Source organism: Tianweitania aestuarii (assembly GCF_018457165.1).
Taxonomy (GTDB): Bacteria; Pseudomonadota; Alphaproteobacteria; order Rhizobiales; family Rhizobiaceae; genus Tianweitania; species Tianweitania aestuarii.
In genome coordinates this window covers 550,646-566,206 of the sequence record NZ_JAFMNX010000002.1, presented here as the reverse complement: position 1 = coordinate 566,206, position 15,561 = coordinate 550,646, and the positions used below count along the sequence as shown (strand labels likewise).

General features: G+C 59.3%; 15 protein-coding genes. 3 read left to right on the top strand and 12 right to left on the bottom strand.

What is annotated here, in order from left to right; translation table 11 throughout:
• Positions 1–91: 91 nt before the first annotated feature.
• From JYU29_RS10790 to JYU29_RS10770, 5 genes are read right to left on the bottom strand one after another with little or no spacing between them, the layout of a single operon-like run.
• Positions 92–838 carry an amino acid ABC transporter ATP-binding protein gene (locus JYU29_RS10790; protein ID WP_213984796.1) on the bottom strand — a complete coding sequence of 249 codons (747 nt, stop codon included), beginning with the start codon at positions 836–838 and terminating at the stop codon, positions 92–94.
• Positions 835–1,932 (bottom strand): amino acid ABC transporter permease, encoded by a 1,098-nt coding sequence (locus JYU29_RS10785; protein WP_213984795.1) that lies wholly within the window; start codon positions 1,930–1,932, stop codon positions 835–837. The genes JYU29_RS10790 and JYU29_RS10785 overlap by 4 nt, the downstream gene beginning before the upstream one ends.
• Complete coding sequence (locus tag JYU29_RS10780; protein ID WP_213984794.1) at positions 1,929–3,080, bottom strand: amino acid ABC transporter permease; 1,152 nt, start codon at positions 3,078–3,080, stop codon at positions 1,929–1,931. The genes JYU29_RS10785 and JYU29_RS10780 overlap by 4 nt, the downstream gene beginning before the upstream one ends.
• A 19-nt stretch (positions 3,081–3,099) precedes the next feature.
• The gene (locus tag JYU29_RS10775; protein WP_213984793.1) at positions 3,100–4,122 is read right to left on the bottom strand and encodes an amino acid ABC transporter substrate-binding protein; all 1,023 of its coding nucleotides are present in this window, start codon (positions 4,120–4,122) and stop codon (positions 3,100–3,102) included.
• 39 nt (positions 4,123–4,161) lie between these two features.
• Entirely contained in the window at positions 4,162–5,343 is a 1,182-nt protein-coding gene (locus tag JYU29_RS10770; protein WP_213984792.1) for a PLP-dependent transferase, read from the bottom strand.
• Between the two features lie 109 nt (positions 5,344–5,452).
• Here JYU29_RS10770 and JYU29_RS10765 point away from each other — a divergent pair, with 109 nt between their 5' ends.
• Positions 5,453–6,358: a LysR substrate-binding domain-containing protein gene (locus JYU29_RS10765; RefSeq protein ID WP_213984791.1), complete on the top strand. Its 906-nt coding sequence runs from the start codon at positions 5,453–5,455 to the stop codon at positions 6,356–6,358.
• 280 nt (positions 6,359–6,638) lie between these two features.
• On the opposite strand, the gene JYU29_RS10760 is transcribed toward JYU29_RS10765, so the two are convergent.
• The 6 genes from JYU29_RS10760 to JYU29_RS10735 are packed head-to-tail and all read right to left on the bottom strand — an operon-like array spanning position 6,639 to position 12,558.
• Positions 6,639–7,883 carry a four-carbon acid sugar kinase family protein gene (locus JYU29_RS10760; RefSeq protein WP_213984790.1) on the bottom strand — a complete coding sequence of 415 codons (1,245 nt, stop codon included), beginning with the start codon at positions 7,881–7,883 and terminating at the stop codon, positions 6,639–6,641.
• A 1-nt stretch (position 7,884) separates the two neighbouring features.
• Positions 7,885–9,159 (bottom strand): ribulose-bisphosphate carboxylase large subunit family protein, encoded by a 1,275-nt coding sequence (locus tag JYU29_RS10755; RefSeq protein WP_213985040.1) that lies wholly within the window; start codon positions 9,157–9,159, stop codon positions 7,885–7,887.
• Between the two features lie 8 nt (positions 9,160–9,167).
• Positions 9,168–9,707, bottom strand: coding sequence for a VOC family protein (locus JYU29_RS10750; RefSeq protein ID WP_213984789.1), 540 nt, complete (start codon positions 9,705–9,707; stop codon positions 9,168–9,170).
• 8 nt (positions 9,708–9,715) lie between these two features.
• The gene (locus tag JYU29_RS10745) at positions 9,716–10,993 is read right to left on the bottom strand and encodes a TRAP transporter large permease (RefSeq protein WP_213984788.1); all 1,278 of its coding nucleotides are present in this window, start codon (positions 10,991–10,993) and stop codon (positions 9,716–9,718) included.
• Complete coding sequence (locus tag JYU29_RS10740; RefSeq protein WP_213984787.1) at positions 10,990–11,535, bottom strand: TRAP transporter small permease; 546 nt, start codon at positions 11,533–11,535, stop codon at positions 10,990–10,992. The genes JYU29_RS10745 and JYU29_RS10740 overlap by 4 nt, the downstream gene beginning before the upstream one ends.
• A gap of 3 nt (positions 11,536–11,538) precedes the next feature.
• Positions 11,539–12,558 (bottom strand): TRAP transporter substrate-binding protein, encoded by a 1,020-nt coding sequence (locus tag JYU29_RS10735; RefSeq protein ID WP_213984786.1) that lies wholly within the window; start codon positions 12,556–12,558, stop codon positions 11,539–11,541.
• Between the two features lie 152 nt (positions 12,559–12,710).
• Here JYU29_RS10735 and JYU29_RS10730 point away from each other — a divergent pair, with 152 nt between their 5' ends.
• Both JYU29_RS10730 and JYU29_RS10725 read left to right on the top strand, forming a co-directional pair.
• Entirely contained in the window at positions 12,711–13,733 is a 1,023-nt protein-coding gene (locus JYU29_RS10730) for a LacI family DNA-binding transcriptional regulator (protein WP_213984785.1), read from the top strand.
• 245 nt (positions 13,734–13,978) lie between these two features.
• A complete protein-coding gene (locus tag JYU29_RS10725; RefSeq protein WP_431192856.1) occupies positions 13,979–15,013 on the top strand; it encodes a DmpA family aminopeptidase in 1,035 nt (344 codons plus the stop codon).
• Positions 15,014–15,023: 10 nt separating this feature from the next.
• Here JYU29_RS10725 and JYU29_RS10720 read toward each other — a convergent pair whose 3' ends face one another.
• The gene (locus tag JYU29_RS10720) at positions 15,024–15,446 is read right to left on the bottom strand and encodes an Lrp/AsnC family transcriptional regulator (RefSeq protein WP_250157339.1); all 423 of its coding nucleotides are present in this window, start codon (positions 15,444–15,446) and stop codon (positions 15,024–15,026) included.
• Positions 15,447–15,561 lie beyond the last annotated feature (115 nt).

Below are 15,561 nucleotides of genomic sequence, written 5' to 3'. Positions count from 1 at the left end.
CAAGAATGTCTTGCCTTGGAAGGCGATAATCACGACATGGGCATGGATGCGCTGCGTGCACCGGTCGCGGAATGGTGTCCTAACCTTCGCGCTAATGCATGATGTTGCTGAGAAAGTTCCTGGTACGCGCACTGTCCGGGGCATTGAAGAACGTTTCGGGGTCGTTGGCTTCGACGATCTCGCCGGCCTCCATGAAGACCACCCGATCGGCCACTTTCCTGGCAAAGCCCATTTCGTGGGTGACCACGATCATCGTCATGCCTTCTTCGGCCAAAGCCACCATCGTATCCAGAACCTCCTTGACCATTTCGGGATCGAGCGCCGAGGTCGGTTCATCGAACAGCATGATCTTGGGCGTCATGCACAAGGCACGCGCGATCGCGACGCGCTGCTGCTGACCGCCGGAAAGCTGTCCGGGATATTTGTCGGCTTGTTCGGGAATGCGGACTTTCTCGAGGAAGTGCATGGCGAGGGCTTCCGCATCGGCGCGCTTTTTCTGCCGCGACAGGATCTGCGGCAGGGCACAATTCTCCTTCACCGTCAGGTGCGGGAACAGGTTGAAGTGCTGGAAGACCATGCCGACCTCGCGTCGGATCGCATCCAGGTTCTTGACGCTGTCGTTGAGCACGATGCCATTGACGCGGATGCTGCCGCGTTGATGCTCCTCGAGCCGGTTGACGCAGCGGATCAGGGTCGACTTGCCGGATCCGGACGGCCCACACACCACGATGCGCTCGCCTTGTGTCACATTGAGATCGATGTTGCGCAGCACCTGAAAGTGCCCGTACCATTTATCGAGCGCTTCGATTTCGATTGCTTGTGAACGCTGGTCGATCATCGATAGCTCCTTGCCTGCACACGGCTTTCCAGCCAGCGCGCGTAATGGGAAATGCCGAAGCAGATCACGAAATAGATCAGTGCAACGAAGACATAGCTTTCAACAAACGGCGCCGGCCACATCGGGTCCGTTGCCGCTACACGGCTGGCGCTCAGCATGTCGAACACACCGACGATGAGAACGAGGCTCGTGTTCTTGACCATGACGATTGCAGTGTTGGTCAGCGGCGGGATGACCTTCTGCAGCGCTTGCGGCAAGACGATATGCGCCACCGCCTTCCAGCCGGGAATGCCCAAGGCCTTGGCGGCCTCGACTTGTCCGGAAGGCACGCCCTGCAAACCACCGCGGATGACTTCCGCTAGATAAGCGGCTGCGAAGATCGTGAGCGCTGCCAATGTGCGGCCGAGCTTGTCGATCGACCATCCTGCGGGAAGCAAAAGCGGCAACAGAATCGAGGCCACAAACAGGAGGCCGACCAGCGGCAATCCTCGCACGAGCTCGATCGTCAGAACGGACAGCATGCGTGCGATCGGCAGGTTGGAACGCCGGCCCAGCGCAAGAAAGATGGCGAAGGGAAAGCCGAGGCCAAGCGACAGCAGAGCCAAAAGAAGCGTAATCGGCAAACCACCCCATTTCGACGTCGAGACAGGCTCCAGTCCGAACACGCCGCCGGCCATAAGCACCAACATGACGACAACGGCAAAAACCCAGAGGTAGATGAGCCGGGCACCCCAAAGTCTGGGCGACAGGGAGCCAAGGATCATCGCAAGAATGATGCCCATCACCAGCAGGGGGCGCCATTGCTCATCCGGCGGATAGGTGCCGAAAATGATAAAGCGGAACTTGGCCACAATAAACGCCCAGCACGCACCGCCCTGGCTGCATGCAGCCGGATCATTGGTTGTCCAGATCGCGTCGAAGACGGCCCAGTTCAGAACCGGCACCATGGACAGCAGCAGAGCGCCGACAGCGACGGTGAGACAGGCCGAAACAAGGTCTCCGAAAAGCAGCTGAACGAAGGACTTGCGTGTTCGCCTGGGAGGGAGTGACGGGTTCGGGAGCGCGCCGACAGCATCCATGTTGAGTGTGCTCATCGTGCGTCCACCAGCGCCACGCGGGCATTGTACCAGTTCATCAGAAGCGAAACGGCGATGCTGATGGTCAGGAAGATGGCAAGCAGCAGCGCTATGCTTTCGATCGCTTGTCCGGTCTGGTTGATCACCGTTCCGACCACGAGCCCAAGTTCGGGATAGCCGACGGCCAAGGCCAAGGTCGTGTTCTTGACCGTCGACAGATATTGCGAGGTCATGGGCGGGATGATGATGCGCAGCGCCTGCGGAATGATGATCCGCGTCAGCGTATGACACTCAGACAAACCGATTGCGCGTCCCGCTTCCCACTGGCCAGCTGCAACGGCATCGATTCCGCCGCGAATGATCTCGCCGATGAAGGCGGAGGTGTAGATCACCAGTCCGAGCATCAAAGCAGCGAATTCCGGTGACAGCCGCAGGCCGCCAGCGAAGTTGAAGCCCTTGATTGCCGGAACGCTGATGGCACCCGAAGGCCTGATGATCAAAGCCAGCACAAGCGCGACCGCGGCAAAGACGGCAACGAGGATGAGGATCGGGTGATCGGTGTCGGGACGAACCAGTGCGATGATCTTGCGATGAAACATCACCAGCAGAACAAGTGCCGCCAGGAGCAGCGCGACATAAGCGAGAGCCGCGCCGTCGAGATCGAGAGAAGGAATGTAGAAACCGCGCAGCGACAGAAACACGCCAGGCAGCGGATGATAGGCCATGCGTGGTGCCGGCAGGGACGTCGTGGCGATCGCATACCAAAACAGCAGATGAACGATCAGCGGCATGTTTCGCATGGTGGTCACGAACACGCCTGCAACGCCTGAGATCAGAGGGTGCTTGGACCGTCGTGCCAGGCCCACAGCGAGACCCAGTGCCGTGGACAAGATGATCGCCAGAAGCGAGATCGTGATCGTGTTGCCGACGCCGGTAACATAGGCCCAGAAGAACGTGTCCGAGGGGTTGTAGGGCAGCACGCTTTCCGAAATCGGGAAGTTGGCCTGCCGCCACAGGAAGTCGAAGCCAACCCGAATGCCGCGGGCATTAAGGTTGGAAACGGTGTTGGTGACAAGCCAGGCGAGGAGGGCGGCAAAGCCGCCCAGCAAGAGTATCTGCCCGCCCCAGCTTCTGAACCGTCGGTTGTCCAGAAGAGCCGATATCATGGCGTGATCCTTCCGGAGCTTATTGGAAGGTCAACGGGAACATCAGACCGCCATCGGAAAAGAGCCGGTTGGGACCACGCTCGATCTTCAGCGGGCTGTTGGCACCGACATTGCGGTCGAACATCTCGCCGTAGTTTCCGAGCTGCTTGACGATGTTGTAGGCGAACTTGTCATCAAGACCGAGCGCCTTGCCGTTGCCCGGTTCCACGCCTAGGAAGCGTTTCACGCGCGGATCGTCAGAGCTCATCATCTCGTCGATATTGGCTTGCGTGATCCCGTAGAGTTCTGCGTTCAGCAGCGCCTGGATCGACCAGTTCACGATATCTAGCCATTGGTCGTCGCCGTGGCGCACGGCAGGCGTGAGCGCGTCCATGTATTTGTTGGCGGGAAAGATCACATAGTCGTCTGCGTTCGTGGACTGTGTCGCGCGCACCGAAGCGAGTGCCGATGCATCCGTGATCAGGGCATCGCAACGGCCCGAAAAGAACGCCTGACGAGTGGCCGCGACATTGTCGAACACGACGGGATTCAGTTCGAGCTTCAGCCTTGTCGACACGTCGTTGACGACAACTTCCGTCGTGGAGCCGGTTTGCACGCACACGGATGCTCCAGTCATATCCTCCACCTTGGTCACGCCCGAGGATTTCGCGACCATAAAGCCGGTGAATTCATAATAGGTCGGCGTGGTGAAGTTGATGCCGTTGGCGTCGCGCTGAAGGGTCCACGTCAAGGTGCGGGGAAGAATGTCGATTTCGCCGGTCTGCAGAGCGGGAATGCGCTGCTGGCCGCTGAGCGGCACGAACTCCGCCTTGTCCTTGTCGCCGAAAATGGCAACAGCCACGGCACGGCAGGTTTCAACGTCGAGGCCTTTCCAGTAACCCTTGTCATCGGGTGCACCGAAGCCGACCGTGCCTTGGCTTGCGCCGCAAACCACGCTGCCGCGCGCCTTGACCTTGTCGAGCGTTGGCCCCGCATGGACTGCGGTTGCCGACATCATTGCACTCGCTGCCAGTGCGGCCATCATCCAGGTCTTCATGATCATTGTTCCCTTATTATTATTGAGTTTAGGCGTGAGGCGGTGTCAGGCGCTGTTTGCTTGCGCAGGTCCTGCAGCAATGGCCGCCACGATGGGTTCGAGGTCGGCCCAAAGATCGTTTTCGTCTTCCAAGCCGACACTGATGCGCAGGATCGTGCCGGCATGGGCGTTACAGCCGGTCGCGCGGGAGATCGTCATCGGTGCAAGGAGACTGTGGGTGCCGCCCCAGGATGCGCCGATGGAAAAGGTCTTGGCATTGGTCAGCGCTGCCGGCAGGCTTTCCTCCGCATGCGGCGGGATCACCACGCTGAAAACGCCACTCGCGCCGGTGAAATCGCGCTTCCAGGCTTCGTGGCCGGGCGCATTCGGCAAGGCCGGATGCAGAACCAGGTCTTCAGGTATCCGAGCAGCAATCCGCTTTGCGAAATCGAGAGCCACCCGGCCTGAATGAGCGAGGCGGACACCCATCGTTTCCATGCCGCGCAGCACGAGAGCGCAGTCATCGGGCGACACGCCGATGCCGATCATGCGCATCGTGTCCTTCAAGCGGCGGTGAAGGTCGATGTCTTTTACGGCGATCGAGCCCATCAGCAGATCGGAATGACCGCCGGCATATTTGGTCAGTGCCATGGAGGAGAAATCCATGTCCTGTGCCAAAGGCTTGAAATAAAGCGGTGTAGCCCAGGTGTTATCGCAGCCGGTCAACACGCCACGCGCCTTGGCTGCCGACACGAGGGCTGGAATATCCTGGATTTCCATCGTGGAGGATCCCGGCGACTCCGTCCAGATCAGCTTGACGCTGTCATCGATCAGGTCGGCAATGCCGCCGCCGATCATTGGATCGTAGATACGAAACAAGATGCCGCGTGGCTTGAGGTAATTCTCGCAAAAGCCTGCAACTGGCGGATAGGCCGTGTCCGGGATCAGAACACTGTCTCCCGGCATGAGGACCGTCAAAAAGACGATCGTAATGGCTGCTTGACCGGATGGCACGAGCACGGTGCGCAAACCCTGCTCCAGGCCAGTGATGGTCGCTTCCAGCGTTCGCGACGTGGGCGTGCCATGCAGACCATAGGTGTAACCATCCGGACCACGATATTTGCGATTGGCATAATCTTCCGCGCTGTCGAACACGATGGTGGAGGCGCGGTATGTCGGGATCGCGAGGCTCGCAAAGCCTTCATGGGAGATCTGGGGCCGCTTTACGCAAAGCGTTGTGTCACGCATGGGTTTTCCGTGGTTTCGATTTCCCCGGAGTCTAAGCGTCTGAAGGCTAGACAAACAATTGACCGCAGCATCTAACTCTATGCGGAAACCTTATAGGGGGTGATGCGCTGTGAATTTCCGGCAGATCGAAGCGTTTCGCGCCGTTATCCTCAGCGGGACCGTGTCGCGCGCGGCTGAGTTGATGGGTGTGACGCAGCCGAATGTCAGTCGCCTCGTCGGCGAACTGGAGGACGCGATCGGCTTTGCCTTGTTCGACCGGGTCAAAGGCCGCCTGATCCCCACTCCGGAAGCGCAAGCCTTCTTTCGTGATGTGGATGCGAGCTTTCGCGGCCTGGATCTGCTCCGCTCATCGGCGGCACGCATCCGTGATTTCGGATCGGGACAGTTGCGGGTCGCCAGCCTTGCGGCCGCAGGATCCACCATCGTCCCTCGTGCGATCACGAAGTTCCGGCAAAGTTACCCGACAGCGATTGTCACCTTGAGCATCATGTCGTCCGCAGCGGTGCGAAATCATGTGGTCGATGGAGAGTTCGACATCGGGCTCGCCGCTGACGAGGTCGATCTTTCGGGCATCGATCATCAGGTGTTCGGAAGCTTCCCCGCGCTTTGTGCCATCCCGCCCGGTCACAGGCTCGCGGCAAAAAAGGTAATCCGGCCTGAGGATCTTCACGACGTCGATTATGTGGCGCTGTCACCGGAAGACCGCGCAAGGGTTCAGTTCGAGGCCCTGTGCAGCGCCGTACAATCCAAGCCGAACCTCGTGATTGAAACGAGCTTTGGGATTACGGCATGCGCTTTGGCTATTGCCGGCGTCGGCGTCGCAATCGTCAATCCGCTGGCAATCGATGGGTTCGCGGAAAGGGGACTGGTGCTTCGCCCGCTGGAACCCGCGGTTTACTTCAAAAGCTACCTCCTGTTCCGACCAGACATGCAGAAGGCGAGGCTGGTGAGAGCATTCGTGTCTGCATTGATGGAGATCCGAAACACAAGACCGTCTGTTGTGCAGAACACTTGAAGAGGTAATTTGGCGCCTGTTGATGGAAAGCGGACGGACTGCTTTACACCAACAAATGGCGAAGACGTGTCGCTCGCATGATCGGCTTAATTTTACCGTTACAATGCGTGCAGCCTGAAAGTCCCAGACGTTGTCCGGCGGCGTGGAAGCAGAAGTCATCGGGCACCTGCGGCGCTGATCGGCCCATCATCAGAGAAGCTGGGGTGCTGCTTGTAGCGGAGGCAACCGTTCGCCATTGATAAGCGCTCTTCTTGCTGACAAGCCTAAAGCGCGCAGGAATTTAAGTCAGGAAGTTATCGAACAGATCGGTCGATCCAACCTGCCCACCTTTAAGCAAAAGACGCATTCCGTTCAGTGGTGAACCTGAAGCGTGTCCTCGGCAGATGGCGACACCGCTACCGGCTCGGCTTTCAAAGCTCAAGCTATCAAAACCGAGACGGTGTACAACCGCGCTAGAGGTGTCGCCGCCGGCAACACCGAGTGCGCGAACTGGGTAATGCACTAAGATCAGCCTCGCCATCTCGGCAAGACGCTCTGATAAGGTGTTGGGTGACAAACCATAATCAAGATCGGCGCGCAGATGAACGAGCACATGAAGCCCGCTTGCCAGCTTCTCTGCACAGTGGTGAGCGCAAGTCTGCAAGCCTTCTACCGTTATGTCAGCTCGGCTCAGCGGCACACGCTGGTAGCTCGAAGCTGCCGCGATCTGCGCCGCGGTCGCCGATGACCGGCTGCCGGCCAACACCAAGCGCGGACCGTCTATGACCGGCAAGCCATCGCCGCAGAAGTGGTTCTGCGGCTTTGGTTCAGCGCTGGTAATTGCTTCGGCTACACTGCTTGAACCTAAAAGCAGTAAAGGTTCGTTCGGCCTGAAAGAGCGAAGGGCTTGACCAACATTTTCGATATCGGTTTGATCCATTGCGTCAAATAAAAACCGTCTACGCTTCTCCTTCTCTGCGGCGGCCAGCGTCGCGCCTTCAGCCGTTCTTGGCACGAGCGTCAGCTCGCTAAGCCCCTGCGCACTGAGATGAAGTCGCAGATCAGCTTCATGCATCGGCGTGACGGGATGTCGGCTCATGATGGGATGTCGGTCGATGCGATACACTGCGCCGTCCGGAGAGCGTGCGAAGAGGTTGCCGAAAGAGCAAAAGCGTCCGAGGCTCGGCTGGCCGCCGATCACCGCGACCAGCGCGGGCTTTAGCACGGCCTCAATAGCGAGGGCAGCCGCGCCGATGCTGCCGACATCAGGTGCGGAGTCGAAGGTTGAACATACCTTGTAGTGCACGATGCGCGGCGCCAGCGGCAGAACGGCTTGAGCGAGATCAGTGACGCGGGTGTGGATTTCGTCGGGTGTCTTTGCCCGAAGATCGGTGGCAATGCCAACTGCATCTAAGCCGAGCTTTTCGACAAGCCGTGGGTCCGGAGCCTGCAGGAACAGGCGCACACGACGTCCCGCTTCCGCAAGGGTTGCGAGCGTGTCCGAGGCGCCGGTGAAGTCGTCTCCGATGAAGACGTAGTCGACCATCTCAGCCGCCAAAAAAGCCGAGAGCTGCTGCGAGCTCTGGTCGTGTGGCCGCAGCTACCTGAAGGTCGCTTTTTTCCTTAACAGCCTCCCAGGCCTGGAGCAGACTGCGCACACCGGCAGCTGGTCCTTTCGGATGTGCGAGAATACCGCCGCCTGCCATGAACAGGAAATCGGCGGAACCGGCAGCTTGGGCCGTGACGGGCAGGGTGCCCGCCCATTGCCCGGACGAGAAGGCCGGTAGTACGACGTCCGACGCATCGGGTGCATCGAACGCAAGTGGCTCAAGGCAGCGCCGCGCGCTCGCTTCGACCTCTTCGGGCGCATCTGAAAACTTTCCACCAATGCCGTGCACATGCATGTGGTCGACGCCAGCGAGACGGTAAAGCGCCTGATAGGCATCGAAGCCCATGCCAAGCGCAGGGTGACGTGCGAACGCACCGTAGCCGTTCCGATGGCCGTGCAGCGCAAGTGGTGTGTGACGGCGCAGCGTTTGCACGGCCGACAGCCCGCACCAGTTCAGGCTCGCCATGACGCAGGACCCGCCTTCTCGTTGCACGAGATCGGCATGTCGCCGCATCGCATCGGTTTCGTCGGTGACGTTGAAGGCCACCATCACGTCACGGCCGGTGCGATCGCGATAGGCTCGAACCACAGACATGACGGCAGGCACACGCTCATGCAGCGGTGCATGATCGGGGTCGGCGCAAATTTCGTCATCCTTGATGAAGTCCACTCCAGCTTCGCACAGAACCGAAACTAGATCGGCAATGTCGTTGGCGCGCATGCCGACATTGGGCTTGATGATGGTGCCGAAAAGAGGCCGATCATGCACGCTGAGCCGCTGGCGTGTGCCCGCGATGCCAAGCTGCGGCATGTCAAACCGCATCCTGTAAGATTGCGGAAGCTTCACATCTATGAGGCGTAGGCCCGACACTTCGCCGAGGTCATAGAGGTTGCCGGCTACAGTGGAGGCTAGGGTCGGTAGGTTGGCTCCGAGGTTGGCGATGGGAAAGGCAATGCGGATACGCGCGCGCCGCCAAGGGCCGGAAGCCCGCTTGCGTTCGAGATAGGCACTGGCAAGGCTTGGATGTTCGACGGACTGCAATTCATCCACCGCCAGAACGGTGGCTGCAGCACGCTCGCGCAACGCATCCGTTTCACCGGCAACGCGAACGAAGGTGCCGCTGCTTTGTTCGCCAGCCATGATGGCCGCGACCTTTTCCGGGTCGAGCGGCGTTTCGACTACGTAGCTCGCCTCGATGGTTCCTGCCTTCATGGTTGTCATCAGATCGCCGAAAGGTCCGGAAACGGCCGGATGGGATCACTGCCGTCCCAGTTTTCTGACGATTTGTGGATCAGGTCGAACATGCGTCCCTTGGGACCCATCACTTCGGACAGCTCGATTACCGTGCCGGGATGCGCTTCGCGGTCGAAATACACGAAGCGGCCGTTGGCTCCGACCTGTCCGCTCATCTTCTGTCTAAAGCCTTCGCTCTCCATTTTCGCGAGATCGGCGTCGTAGTTCTCCGTCCAGAACGCAACATGCTGGAGCCCGCGATGACCGGCTTGGCAGAAGTCGCGATACATCGATGGCGCGTCGTTGCGCGTCTGGATCAGTTCGACCTGGATATAGCCGCTATTGGCCAGCGCCACGGAGTTGTGAACGTCGTAAGACTGGCCCTCGTAGCGGTAGTCCTCGATCGGCACGCGCGGATTGTAGAACCATGGACCAACGCCCATCGTCTGATGCCAATGCTTCATGGCGGCTTCGATGTCGTCCACGACATAGCCGAGCTGGCGGATCGGGCCCAAAAACTTGCTCATGGATAGTCCTATTGGGAAATGAGGTATGGCAACCAGGTCGACACGGCAGGCACGAGCGTGACGACCAGCAACGACAAGACCAGCGGGATGAAAAAGGGCATCACACCGCGAACAACCGAGTGCACCGGCATCTTGGCAACGATCGAAACCATGTAGAGGCTCATGCCGACTGGCGGAGTGAGCAGGCCGATCATCAGGTTGAGTACGAAGACGATTCCGAGCTGCAGCGGATCGACGCCGGCTGCATGCAGGGCCGGAGCAACGATGGGAGCGATGATCAAGATGGCCGCGATCGACTCCAGGAACATGCCGACCACAAGAAGAAGCAGGTTCACCAAAAGCAGCAGAACAAGCGGGTTATCGGATAGTCCGAGAAGATAATCGCCAGCCAAGGCAGGCACCCGATCAAGCGTCAGCACCCAGGCAAACACCGCTGCCGTCGAGACGATCAAGAGAATGCCCGAGGTCGCTTCCACCGTATCGCGGAGACTGTCCCACACCGCGCGCAGGCTCAGCGTTCGATACGCGGCGAAGCCGATGAACAATGCATAGGCAACCGTGACGCCTGCCACTTCGGTTGGGCCGAAGTAACCGCTCAGCAATCCGCCGATCAGCATGATCGGAGCGAGCAGGGCGGGCAGGGACAGCACGGCCTTCTGTGCAACAGCGCGCAGCGACGGGCGTACCGTGTCGCGCGGCAGGTTATACAAGCGTGCCATGACGGCAACCTGCGCCATCAGGAATAGGGTGATCAGCAGTGCTGGCACGATGCCGGCGACGAGCAACTGCACTGCCGAAACATTGGTAACGCTGGCATAGATGATCAACGGAATGGACGGCGGGAAGATCGGCCCGATCGTCGCCGCCGCGATGGTTATGCCGGCAGCAAACTCCTTGCGATAGCCCTGCGCGACCATCTGATCGACCTGGATCTTGCCCAATGCGCCGATATCGGCGAGCGCCGCACCAGAAACCCCGGAAAAGATCAGGCTGACCAGAATGGAGACTTGCGCCACTGCCCCGCGAACCCGGCCGACAACAAGTCGGACCAGATCGAAGATATGCGTGGTGACGCCAATCGCGTTCAACAGATTAGCTGCAAGGATGAACAACGGCACGGCAAGCAGCGGAGTGGAATCGAGCGCGTTGACGGCTCTCTGCACCAGCACATGGATCGGCAGATCGAATGCAACGATGGCGACAGCAGAGGAAAGGCCAAGGGCAATTGCGATCGGCGCACCGGCAAGCAGTGCCACGATGAAGATTGCGAGGAGAACAAGGCTCATGGCAGCACTGCTTCCGCCTGGTTGAGCGTTCCACCGCGCACAAGGACGAGCATCCGGTAAAGCGTGATCGCTGCCAAAAGGAGGAAGCAGATCACGGACGGCGCATAATATATCCAGTTCGGGATGCCGAGCGTAGGCGTGGCGAACTTCCACGCCCGTCCGAGAAAGGCGTAGAAGCCCCACAGGAAGAACCCGGACAAAGTAAGCACCATCGCCTCCACGAGGATGGCTACGATGCGCCGAGGCGTAGGCGGGAGCATCGACGGGATCATGTCCACGGCTACATGCTGACCGCGGAGCGCCAGCAGCGGGGCGCAAAGGAACACCAGCGCCACACCACAAAAACGCGCAAGCTCATCCGCCCATGGCATGCCTGAATTCAGGAGGTTGCGCCCAACCACCTGAGCGATGATGAGGCATGTCATCAAAGCCAAAAGGCAAGTCGCGACGATCCGCAACACGGTCGCCAAAGCTCCCAGCGCCCTCGCGCCGGGAGGATCGATTGCATGTGGGCTCACGAAGCGCTCTTCACCAACGGACATGGATCAGGCAATCGCCTTGATCTTCTCGTAAAGCGCTCCGTACTTGTCCGCAAAACGCTCTTGGATGACCTTGTTGACCGATGCGCGGAAAGCATCGACGTCGAGCCCCTCGGCGGGGCCAATCACGGTCATGCCCTTCTTGCGCAGTTCCTCGGTTTCTTTTTCCTCGTTGTCCTGGATCGCCTTTGTCGCCCGTTCGCGGACTTCAAGTGCTGCTTGGCGCACAGCTTCTTTCTGCTCGTCCGAAAGAGCCTGCCACGCATCCTCGTTCATGATGACGACTTCGGCGTTGGACATGTGGCCGGTCAGCATGAGGTGCGACTGCACTTCGTAGAGCTTGACGTTGAGAATGACGTTGATCGGGTTTTCCTGGCCGGCAACGACGCCGGTTGCCAGTGCGGTGGGGACTTCCGACCAATCAACTGGCACCGGCGCGGCGCCCAGGCCTTGAACAGCCGCTTGGTAGATCGGGAAGGGAACGGCACGGATCTTTTCGCCGGCAAGATCGGCCGGAGTTTTAATAGCCTTGTTGCAGGTGAGGTGACGGCGGCCGAAATAGTGGGCGTAGATGACGCGCACATTGGCTGCCGCGATCAATCCTTCGTTCAGTTCCTGCATGACTGGCGAGTTGACGTCCATCACCTTCATCAGGTGATCGACATCGCGATAAAGATATGGCGTATCGAGCGCGGCGAATGGCTCGTAAAGCGAGCCGATGCCGCCTGCGGTGTTGTGCGAGAAAGCGATCGTTCCAAGCGACGCCGCTTCGGCCAGCTCCTGCAGCTTGCCCAACTGCGATGAAGGAAAGACCTGTACGGCGATGTCGTTGCCGGAATGTTTGGCAACGGCTTCTGCAAACCAGTCAGCTTGGGCACCGGCAACGCTGGCCGGCTCGTTGTTGTGGCCGTAGCGGAGGGTCAGCGATTGCGCGAGAGCCAATCGCGGCATCGCTGCAAGTGCGCCAGCGCCGACACCCAAAGCAAGCATTCTACGGCGTGTAATCGAGTTAAAGTTCCAGTTCATCGCACCCTCCCGTGATGTTCTGTCTGGGACCGGCGCAACTCCACGCCAATCCTCCTCCCGTTGACAAAAGGCTACGGAGCAGAAAGCATCACGTCAAATCGCAAATGCTGAGGTTTTCTGAGGTAATGTCACCAATCGACGGGCCGGCATCGATGGCCGATATTGCAGCTGCTTCTCATATGTCTTTGGCAACGGTGGATCGCGTCCTTAACCGCCGCAAGGGGGTGTCGAGCCGAACGATCGAGCGTGTCTTGAAAGCAGCTGTAGAGCTTGGCTATCTAAACCCTGAGGCACACGAGCAGCTGGCCGCTCCACGACCACCCAACATCGTCTTCCTCCTCCCAATGGGCACCAACCCCTACCTGCGGCTGCTGGGTGAAAAGGTCCGTGCGGTGGCAGATGCGCATTCTCGCGACCAGCCGCCTATCCGGTGTTTCTTCATCGACAGTTTTGACGCAAAAGCGCTTGCAGCAGGCATTCGGCAGCATGCTCGCTGGGCCGATGGTATAGCTTTTATGGGGATCGATCACCCTCTCGTGCGCGAAGCGATTGAGGAGGTGGGCGCCTCGGGAACACGGTTGGTCACCATCGTGTCGGATCTGCCGCATCCTGCCCGCGAGACTTATATCGGTCTCGATAATCAGGTTGCCGGACGAACGGCCGCCTATCTGCTCGGCCGCTTTTGCGGTGGCAGAAAGGGAAGCGTTGCGCTGGTTGCAGGAAGCCGAACATACCGAGCTCATTCCGAGCGCGAGACTGGGTTTTTGAGCCTGATCGAAGAACTCCAGCCAGGTATTGAGGTGATCGGCATGCGCGAGGGGCATGATGACCGAAATGAAAACTATCAGCATGCCTTGGCGCTGATCGAACAGCATCCAGATTTAGTCGGCATCTACAATGTCGGCGGCTCTTCAGACGGTATTGCCCGCGCTTTGACCCAGAAGCAGAAGAGTGGAGATATTGTGTTTATCGGCCATGGACTAACCCATGACACGCGTCGACTTCTGATAGAGGGCACGATGGATGCGGTGATCAATTCGGATCCGGATCAAGTGATCAGCGCAACCCTGGCGCACTTTAACGGTGTGGCTCAAGCAAGCACTCGCAACCATCACCTTCAGCACCTGAAGATCGAGCTCATACTTCGCGAGAACATCCCGTTGCAGTACGTCTGAAGCTAGGCATAGCTTGCAAGCGGGTTCTTTGTCTCTGTGGTCACGAGCTTGGCGTGAACTGATCTAGTCCGTTTCGGCTAAAAAGGTTGGATGACATCATCGCGCCGGTGGTGCGCTTCGGAAAGGCCATGATTGGGAACTGCAGACTGAACTAGCGACGATGCTTTTTGCAAAGCATCTACGTTGCCTTCATGCGCCTATGGAAATTAGCTCAATACGGCGCCTATGTTGAACTTGGGAGGATCATTGTGGCCGGATTTCGCGATTTCGACTTGAAAGTCGGCACCATGTCGATGGGACCGCGCAACGCGATCACTGATGTCGCGGGCGTTCAGGTCGGTCATGTCACGGTACAAGCAGGCGACATTAATACGGGCGTGACCGCCATCATCCCACAGCCCGGCAACCTCTTCCAAAACAAGCTCACGGCAGCGGTGGAGGTGATCAACGGGTTCGGAAAAAGCGCCGGTCTCGTTCAGGTGGCGGAACTGGGCACGCTGGAAACGCCGATCCTGCTCACCAACACGTTCGGCGTGGGCACCTGCGTCAACGCGCTGATCCGGTATGGGATCGCTGAGAATCCCGATATCGGTCGCAAGACATCGACCCTCAACGCGGTTGTCTGCGAGTGTAATGACGGGGTCTTGTCCGACATTCAGGCGATGGCCGTAACTGAAGCCGACGCGCTGGCCGCGATCGCGTCTGCAGGCAGCGAGGTTGCGGAAGGATCGGTCGGGGCGGGCACCGGCATGGTGTGCTTCGGCTTCAAGGGCGGCATCGGCACGGCTTCACGTGTGATCCGTCTGGCCGGGGAGGCGCGGCATCTCGGCGTGCTGGTGCTGGCAAATTTTGGCAGGGCTGGCGATCTCATCCTGCCCGATGGAAGGCGCGCCGATCCCAAACAGCCGCCTCAGTCCGAGAAAGGCTCGATCATCATCGTACTCGCCACCGATGTTGCGGTGGACCATCGCCAGCTGCAGCGAATCTGCCGGCGAGCGGGTGCCGGCATTGCGCGGCTCGGCGCGTTCTGGGGCCACGGCAGCGGGGATATCGTGCTGGGCTTCACCACAGCAAACCGCATCGCCCACCATCTGGACGTCGATACCGTTGCGATGGAGCGCCTGTCGGACCATCGGATGGACGAAATGTTCCGCGCTGCCTGCGAGGCCGCGGAAGAAGCGATCCTAAACGCGCTTTGCGCCGCTACCGCGGTTCAGGGCCCGGGTGGTGCAAGCCGTCCTTTGTTTGCGGACTGGCTGAAGGCACAGCGCGCGTCCTGAGCGGCTGCCCTCAGCGATCCACCTTGGTGGCCAAGATCACGGAGGTCTGGGTGCGCTCCACCCCTTCGAGGTCGCCCACGGCGTCGATGATCCTGTCCAGCGCTTCAACCGTTTCCGCCGCCACGATCGCGATCAGGTCGAACGCGCCGCTGACGGAATGCAGGGTACGCACCTGAGGTATCGTGGAAAGCTCCGCGATCGTTCTTGCCGCTGATTTCGGCTTCACCGTGATCAGAACATGTCCCTTGACCATCGCGCGCTCGGCCGATGCGCCGCGGCGCAGCGTATAGCCCTCGATCACTTTGGTGCGCTCCAGGCGCTCAATGCGCGCCTGCACGGTGGTGCGTGACAGTTTCAGCCTGCGCGCCAGCTCCGCCACTGGCATGCGGGCGTTTTCACCCAGGTACGAAAGCAGTTCCTCATCCTTGTTCATTAGACAAAATGTCCAGTTCATTCGGCAGAGTGATGTGAAATGTCCGGCATTTTTATCAATCAGTCGGTTTGAAAAGCCAAGCGGCAAATGACTTGCTTGTGGAAGGGGTTTACAT

What these genes read in the sequence shown, in the direction of transcription:
- JYU29_RS10790 (WP_213984796.1), bottom strand. Translation starts at nt 838, where the DNA reads ATGATCGACCAGCGTTCACAAGCAATCGAAATCGAAGCGCTCGATAAA.
- JYU29_RS10785 (WP_213984795.1), bottom strand. Translation starts at nt 1,932, where the DNA reads ATGAGCACACTCAACATGGATGCTGTCGGCGCGCTCCCGAACCCGTCA.
- JYU29_RS10780 (WP_213984794.1), bottom strand. Translation starts at nt 3,080, where the DNA reads ATGATATCGGCTCTTCTGGACAACCGACGGTTCAGAAGCTGGGGCGGG.
- JYU29_RS10775 (WP_213984793.1), bottom strand. Translation starts at nt 4,122, where the DNA reads ATGATCATGAAGACCTGGATGATGGCCGCACTGGCAGCGAGTGCAATG.
- JYU29_RS10770 (WP_213984792.1), bottom strand. Translation starts at nt 5,343, where the DNA reads ATGCGTGACACAACGCTTTGCGTAAAGCGGCCCCAGATCTCCCATGAA.
- JYU29_RS10760 (WP_213984790.1), bottom strand. Translation starts at nt 7,883, where the DNA reads ATGGTCGACTACGTCTTCATCGGAGACGACTTCACCGGCGCCTCGGAC.
- JYU29_RS10755 (WP_213985040.1), bottom strand. Translation starts at nt 9,159, where the DNA reads ATGAAGGCAGGAACCATCGAGGCGAGCTACGTAGTCGAAACGCCGCTC.
- JYU29_RS10750 (WP_213984789.1), bottom strand. Translation starts at nt 9,707, where the DNA reads ATGAGCAAGTTTTTGGGCCCGATCCGCCAGCTCGGCTATGTCGTGGAC.
- JYU29_RS10745 (WP_213984788.1), bottom strand. Translation starts at nt 10,993, where the DNA reads ATGAGCCTTGTTCTCCTCGCAATCTTCATCGTGGCACTGCTTGCCGGT.
- JYU29_RS10740 (WP_213984787.1), bottom strand. Translation starts at nt 11,535, where the DNA reads ATGTCCGTTGGTGAAGAGCGCTTCGTGAGCCCACATGCAATCGATCCT.
- JYU29_RS10735 (WP_213984786.1), bottom strand. Translation starts at nt 12,558, where the DNA reads ATGAACTGGAACTTTAACTCGATTACACGCCGTAGAATGCTTGCTTTG.
- JYU29_RS10730 (WP_213984785.1), top strand. Translation starts at nt 12,711, where the DNA reads ATGGCCGATATTGCAGCTGCTTCTCATATGTCTTTGGCAACGGTGGAT.
- JYU29_RS10720 (WP_250157339.1), bottom strand. Translation starts at nt 15,446, where the DNA reads ATGAACAAGGATGAGGAACTGCTTTCGTACCTGGGTGAAAACGCCCGC.